General features: G+C 72.6%; 7 protein-coding genes. 4 read left to right on the forward strand and 3 right to left on the reverse strand.

The features are described from left to right. A partial coding sequence (locus ACFVGO_RS39160) for an electron transfer flavoprotein subunit alpha/FixB family protein (protein ID WP_380359495.1) occupies positions 1-357 on the forward strand: 357 nt, incomplete at its 5' end. A 130-nt stretch (positions 358-487) separates the two neighbouring features. On the opposite strand, the gene ACFVGO_RS39165 is transcribed toward ACFVGO_RS39160, so the two are convergent. Continuing rightward, positions 488-940, reverse strand: coding sequence for a hypothetical protein (locus ACFVGO_RS39165; protein WP_359915655.1), 453 nt, complete (start codon positions 938-940; stop codon positions 488-490). A 172-nt stretch (positions 941-1,112) separates the two neighbouring features. Between ACFVGO_RS39165 and ACFVGO_RS39170 the strand changes: the two genes are divergently transcribed. The 3 genes from ACFVGO_RS39170 to ACFVGO_RS39180 all read left to right on the forward strand — a co-directional run bounded on the left by ACFVGO_RS39170 (position 1,113) and on the right by ACFVGO_RS39180 (position 3,985). Continuing rightward, positions 1,113-2,264 carry an acyl-CoA dehydrogenase family protein gene (locus ACFVGO_RS39170; protein WP_380636931.1) on the forward strand — a complete coding sequence of 384 codons (1,152 nt, stop codon included), beginning with the start codon at positions 1,113-1,115 and terminating at the stop codon, positions 2,262-2,264. A gap of 98 nt (positions 2,265-2,362) precedes the next feature. Then, positions 2,363-3,100 carry a TetR family transcriptional regulator gene (locus ACFVGO_RS39175; RefSeq protein ID WP_359901257.1) on the forward strand — a complete coding sequence of 246 codons (738 nt, stop codon included), beginning with the start codon at positions 2,363-2,365 and terminating at the stop codon, positions 3,098-3,100. Positions 3,101-3,244: 144 nt separating this feature from the next. Next, the gene (locus tag ACFVGO_RS39180) at positions 3,245-3,985 is read left to right on the forward strand and encodes a hypothetical protein (protein ID WP_380636933.1); all 741 of its coding nucleotides are present in this window, start codon (positions 3,245-3,247) and stop codon (positions 3,983-3,985) included. A gap of 31 nt (positions 3,986-4,016) precedes the next feature. On the opposite strand, the gene ACFVGO_RS39185 is transcribed toward ACFVGO_RS39180, so the two are convergent. Both ACFVGO_RS39185 and ACFVGO_RS39190 read right to left on the reverse strand, forming a co-directional pair. Beyond that, positions 4,017-4,721, reverse strand: a complete 705-nt coding sequence (locus ACFVGO_RS39185) for a hypothetical protein (protein ID WP_380636935.1) — start codon at positions 4,719-4,721, stop codon at positions 4,017-4,019. After that, a complete protein-coding gene (locus ACFVGO_RS39190) occupies positions 4,718-5,338 on the reverse strand; it encodes a SigE family RNA polymerase sigma factor (protein ID WP_380356810.1) in 621 nt (206 codons plus the stop codon). The genes ACFVGO_RS39185 and ACFVGO_RS39190 overlap by 4 nt, the downstream gene beginning before the upstream one ends. Positions 5,339-5,557 lie beyond the last annotated feature (219 nt).

Raw genomic sequence — 5,557 nt, forward strand, 5'->3', positions numbered from 1 at the left:
GTGGTCTCCGGCGGCCGCGGCGTCGGTGCCGCCGAGGGCTTCGGCGTGGTCGAGGAGCTCGCGGACGCGCTGGGCGCGGCCGTCGGCGCCTCGCGTGCCGCCGTGGACGCCGGCTGGTACCCGCACAGCAGCCAGGTCGGCCAGACCGGCAAGCAGGTCTCCCCGCAGCTGTACGTGGCCAACGGCATCTCCGGCGCGATCCAGCACCGGGCCGGCATGCAGACCTCGAAGACCATCGTGGCCGTCAACAAGGACTCCGAGGCCCCGATCTTCGAGCTCGCCGACTACGGCGTGGTCGGCGACCTCTTCGAGGTGCTGCCGCAGCTCACCGCCGAGGTGAAGGCCCGCAAGGCCTGATCCCCGGACGACAGCGGAGGGCGTGGCGCCGAGTGGTACTCGGTGCCACGCCCTCCGTCGTTCTCCGTCGTTCTCCGGCAGCGCCCCGGGCGCGCCGTCCGCCCCGCCCGCCGCACGGTCCCCCGGCGGATCACTCCGCGACGAAGGCCGCGAGGTGCTGGGTGGCGAGGTGCTGGGTGAAGCCGCCCTGGGCGGGCGGCAGCGGGCGCGGCTCGGTGTCCTGCACCGGTGGTGGCGGCTCCATCGGCAGCAGCCGCAGTTCCGGCTGGTCGGAGTCGGGGGAGGGGAGCAGCCGCACCCGGGTGCCGACCGGCACGGTGCTGCGCATCCCGTCCACGATGCACCAGACGTCGAAGCCCTCCGCCATGCGGATCAGGGACTTCTGACGGACCAGCGGCGTCCGGGCCTGTTCGACCGCGCAGCGCCGCACCACGCCGGTGCCCTCGCTGGGCTCCAGCCTGAGGTCGGTGGATCCGCAGGTGGGGCAGAGCAGCCGCTGGAAGGTCGGGTTGTTGCACCACGTGCAGCGCTGGAAGTACAGCGTCGTGCTGCGGGTGTCGGCATCGATGGCTGAGTGGATCACGCTGTCATCTCCCTGCGCTCGGACCGGCTCGTTCGGCAGAAGTTCGGCAGAAGTTCGGCACGAAAAGAATAGGGAACTCAGTGCCGCGAAGGGAAGGCACTGAGTTCCCTTTTTGCCGCGTGCATGCATAATGAAGGGTACTGAGTACCGTCGTGAAACAGGAGTGGCGATCATGAGCCAGGACTTCGATCTCTTCCGGATCTCCGAGGAGCACGGGATGCTCCGTGAGGCGGTGCGTTCGCTGGCCGAGGCGAAGATCGCTCCGTTCGCGGCGGAGGTGGACGAGCAGGGGCGGTTCCCGCAGGAGGCGCTGGAGGCGTTGCGGGGCAACGATCTGCACGCGGTGCACGTGCCGGAGGAGTTCGGTGGTGCGGGGGCGGATGCGCTGGCGACGGTGATCGTGATCGAGGAGGTGGCGCGGGTGTGTGCGTCGTCCTCCCTGATTCCGGCGGTGAACAAGCTGGGGTCGCTGCCGGTGCAGTTGTCGGGTTCGCAGGAGTTGAAGGCGAAGTACCTGGGGGCGCTGGCGCGGGGCGAGGGGATGTTCTCGTACTGCCTGTCGGAGCCGGAGGCGGGTTCGGACGCGGCGGGGATGCGGACCCGGGCGGTGCGCGACGGGGATTTCTGGGTGCTGAACGGGGTGAAGCGCTGGATCACCAACGCGGGGGTGTCGGAGTTCTACACGGTGATGGCCGTGACGGATCCGGAGAAGCGCTCGAAGGGGATCTCGGCGTTCGTGGTGGAGAAGGGCGACGAGGGGGTGTCGTTCGGTGCGCCGGAGAAGAAGCTGGGGATCAAGGGTTCGCCGACGCGTGAGGTGTACTTCGACAATGTGCGGATTCCCGCGGACCGGATGATCGGTGCGGAGGGGACGGGTTTCGCGACGGCGATGAGGACGCTGGACCACACGCGGGTGACGATCGCGGCGCAGGCGGTGGGGATCGCGCAGGGGGCGCTGGACTACGCGAACGGGTACGTGCGGGAGCGCCGGCAGTTCGGGAAGGCGATCGCGGAGTTCCAGGGGGTCCAGTTCATGCTGGCGGACATGGCGATGAAGCTGGAGGCGGCGCGGCAGCTGACGTACGCGGCGGCGGCGAAGTCGCAGCGCGGGGACGCGGATCTGACGTTCTTCGGTGCGGCGGCGAAGTGTTTCGCGTCGGACGCGGCGATGGAGATCACGACGGACGCGGTGCAGTTGCTGGGCGGGTACGGGTACACCCGGGACTATCCGGTGGAGCGGATGATGCGGGACGCGAAGATCACGCAGATCTACGAGGGCACCAACCAGGTCCAGCGGATCGTGATGGCCCGCAACCTCCCGTAACCCCACCCGACACCCCACCCCGACGTGCACCGACGGCGGGTCGGCCGGCCGCCCGGCCGTCGGTGCCGAGGCATCGTCCCGATGCTAAGTTCCGGTGAATGAGTGAGAAGGAAGAGCAGGACCAGTCCATGAATGACGGGCCCTCGAAGCCGGCGATGCGCGAGGCGCTGGTGGCCGCGGCCTTCGAGCTCTTCCTGGAGCGCGGCTTCGAACAGACGACCGTCGACGACATCGTCTCGCTGGCCGGCGTCGGCCGGCGCTCCTTCTTCCGCTACTTCCCGGCCAAGGAGGACGTGGTCTTCCCCGACCACGAGCGCAGCCTCGCCGAGATGACGGAGTTCCTGGATTCCGGCACCGGTGAGGAGGACCCGGTCAGGCACGCCTGCGACGCCGCCCGCCTGGTCCTGCGGATGTACGCCGAGCAGCCCTCCTTCTCCGTCCAGCGCTACCGCCTGACCCGCAAGGTGCCCGGCCTGCGCGCGTACGAGCTGTCCGTGGTCTGGCGCTACGAGCACACCCTGGCCGCCTATCTGCGCGGCCGCTTCGCCGACCGCCCCGACGGCCCGCTGCGTGCGGACGTGATCGCCGCGGCCGTCGTCTCCGCGCACAACCACGCCCTGCGCACCTGGTTGCGCTCGGGCGGGGAGAGCGACTGGGTGGCCGAGGTGGACGCGGCGATGGCCTTCGTCACCGGCACCTGGGGCGAGCGCCAGGGCGAGTCCGCCGAGGGCGAGTCCGACGACGTCGTGGTCCTGGTCGCCAGCCGCCGCGCGCCGCTGTGGCGGATGGTGCAGGGCATCGAGAGCGCGCTGGGCGCCGACGCCCGCCAGGTCTGACCCTCACCCGCACGGCGCAGCCGCGTCCGCCGTGGCCCCGGCCGACGGCCCGTGCGCCGTGCGGGGCGTCCGGCTCCGGGCGAGACTCGGTCCCGGGACGGCCCTCCCCGACGGCGGGCGGCCCGGGAGCGCGAGGGAGCGGCGATGCCGACGACGTCCCAGCAGCGGAGCAGCGGCCCGACCCTGCGCGAGGTGCTGCTGCACGAGGGCTACTTCCGCCTGTTGCTGGTCTCGGGGTTGGTCGGCGTCCCGGTCTCGCTGGCGGCCTTCGGCTTCGTCAGCCTGGAGCACGAGCTCCAGCAGTGGGTCAGGGAGAGCCTGCCGGAGACGCTCGGCCACCACCAGGCCCCCTGGTGGTGGCCGCTGCCCGCGCTGCTGCTGGCCGGCCTGCTGCTCGCCCCGATCGTGACCCGGCTGCCCGGGCACGGCGGTCACATCCCGGTCGACGGCTTCGGCGGCCCGCCCACGATGCCCGTCGCCGTCCCCGGGGTGGTGCTGGCCGCGCTCGCCTGTCTGCCGGTCGGCGTGCTGCTCGCCCTCGTGCTCTTCAAGGGGCTGGGCTGGTCGATCGCCCTCGGCGGCCTGCGCGGCGGCCCGATCTTCCCGGCGCTCCTGCTCGGTACGGCCCTCGGCACGGCCTGTGCGCCGCTGCCCGGCTTCGGTGCCGGGCCCGCCCTGGCGGTCGGCCTCGCGGCCTCGGGTGCCGCCGTCACCGGCCTGCCCGTCACCAGCACCGTCCTGGCCGCCGCGCTGCTCGGCGGCCAGGCTGCCGACGCGATGCCGCTGCTGATCGTGTCCACGGTGGCGGCCTTGATCACCGCGGAGTGGTTGCGGGGGGGGGGGGGGAGGGGGAGGGAGGGGGGGGGGAGTGCACCCCAGGGGTGACACCCCCCCCACCACCGCGCCGCCGGTCCGGTCAGGACGGCAGCGTCTTGCTCGCCAGCACCTTCCCCTGGGCGTCGTACGCGGCGAGCCTGATGCCCTCCAGCGGGTGCGCGCCCGGGCCGTCGGCGGCCTTCTGGCTGGGCCCCCAGACGTAGCCGGTGGCGTAGCCCGGGTCGCCGGGGAGCGAGGCGACGGTGGCCCAGTACGCCTGGCCGTCCACCTCGATGGCCATCCGGGCGACCTGCCCGGGACCGTGGTAGACGAGGTTGTACAGGCCCTCCTGGTGCTGCGGGGGGTTCCCGTAGTACTGCATGGTGATCTCGGTCGTGCCCCCCGCCCAGGAGTGTCCGGAGCACCCCGGGCCGCTCTTGTACGCGGGGGCGTCGTGGATGCAGATCTCCTGGTCCTTCAGCTGCATCCACCAGTCCGGGCGGCCCAGCGGCAGCTGCTGGCCGGGTTCCACCACCAGGGCCTCGGGGGCCGGCCCCGCCGGTGCCGGCGGGGCCTGCGAGGCGGGCCCGACGGCCCGGTCCCCGCCCTGCGCGGACAGGACGGCCCCCGTACCGGCCACCAGCGCGAGCGCGGCCACCACGGCCGACGCGCCCACCGCCATCCGGCGCCCCCGCCGCTGCCGGCGCACGTGGACCTGCACGGGCCCGGCGGACCAGTCCGCCACCGCGACCCGGGCCGCCTCGTCCCGCAGGGCGCCGCGCACCATGTCCTCGGTGTCCATCACCTGTTGCCTCCGTCCGTGCCGTCGATCGTCGAACCGGTGCCCGCCGCGTACGGGGCCAGCACCGGGTGGCTGCGCAGTTTCGCCAGGCCTCGGCTGGCCTGGCTCTTCACGTTGCCGAGCGAGCAGCCGAGCACTTCGGCGACCTGGTACTCGCTCATGTCCTCCCAGTAGCGCAGGACGACCACTGCCCGCTGGCGCTGCGGCAGTTCGGCCAGCGCCTGGAGCAGCACCGAGCGCTCCTCGACGTCGCGGTGGCCGCCGCCCGCGGTGTGCGCCCGATCGGGGAGGACGGGCACGAGCAGCTGCCTGACCCGGCGCCGCCGGTGACGGCTCAGGTTGTTGTTCACCAGGGCCCGGTGGACGTAGGCGTCCGGCTCCTCCAGGCGGCTGATCCGGGACCAGTTCCTGAAGACCTTCGCGAACGTCGCCTGCACCACGTCCTCGGCCTCGTGGTAGTCGCCCGTGAGCAGGTAGGCGGTGCGTACCAGGCGCCGCCAGCGGGTGGCGGCGAACCCCTCGAAGTCGAGCTCCCGCAGGCCGGGGCCGCCCGCGGAAGCCGGTGCCGTGCCGGGCCGGGGCCGGTCCTCCACCGGGATGTGCAATGCGCTCGCGGTCATCCGATTCCTCTTCGTCCACGCGACGACCCGACCGGACCGTCGCTCTGCCCTACTCACCGCCGCGCCGCCACAAGGGTTGCACGCAGGCGTCGAATCACCTGGGCGTCGAGCACAGTAGGGGGCTCACGAAGGGTCGAGCCGGTCGGGTTGTCGGCGCCGACGACGGCCGACGGCCGACGATCGACGGCCGGGCGTCCCGGTGCGGCGGCCTCGTCCCTG

This window comes from Kitasatospora sp. NPDC057738 (assembly GCF_042798815.1).
Taxonomy (GTDB): Bacteria; Actinomycetota; Actinomycetes; order Streptomycetales; family Streptomycetaceae; genus Kitasatospora; species Kitasatospora lactacystinica.

Coding starts and splice junctions, on each gene's coding strand:
- ACFVGO_RS39180 (WP_380636933.1), top strand. CDS start 3,245: ATGCCGACGACGTCCCAGCAGCGGAGCAGCGGCCCGACCCTGCGCGAG.
- ACFVGO_RS39170 (WP_380636931.1), top strand. CDS start 1,113: ATGAGCCAGGACTTCGATCTCTTCCGGATCTCCGAGGAGCACGGGATG.
- ACFVGO_RS39190 (WP_380356810.1), bottom strand. CDS start 5,338: ATGACCGCGAGCGCATTGCACATCCCGGTGGAGGACCGGCCCCGGCCC.
- ACFVGO_RS39175 (WP_359901257.1), top strand. CDS start 2,363: ATGAGTGAGAAGGAAGAGCAGGACCAGTCCATGAATGACGGGCCCTCG.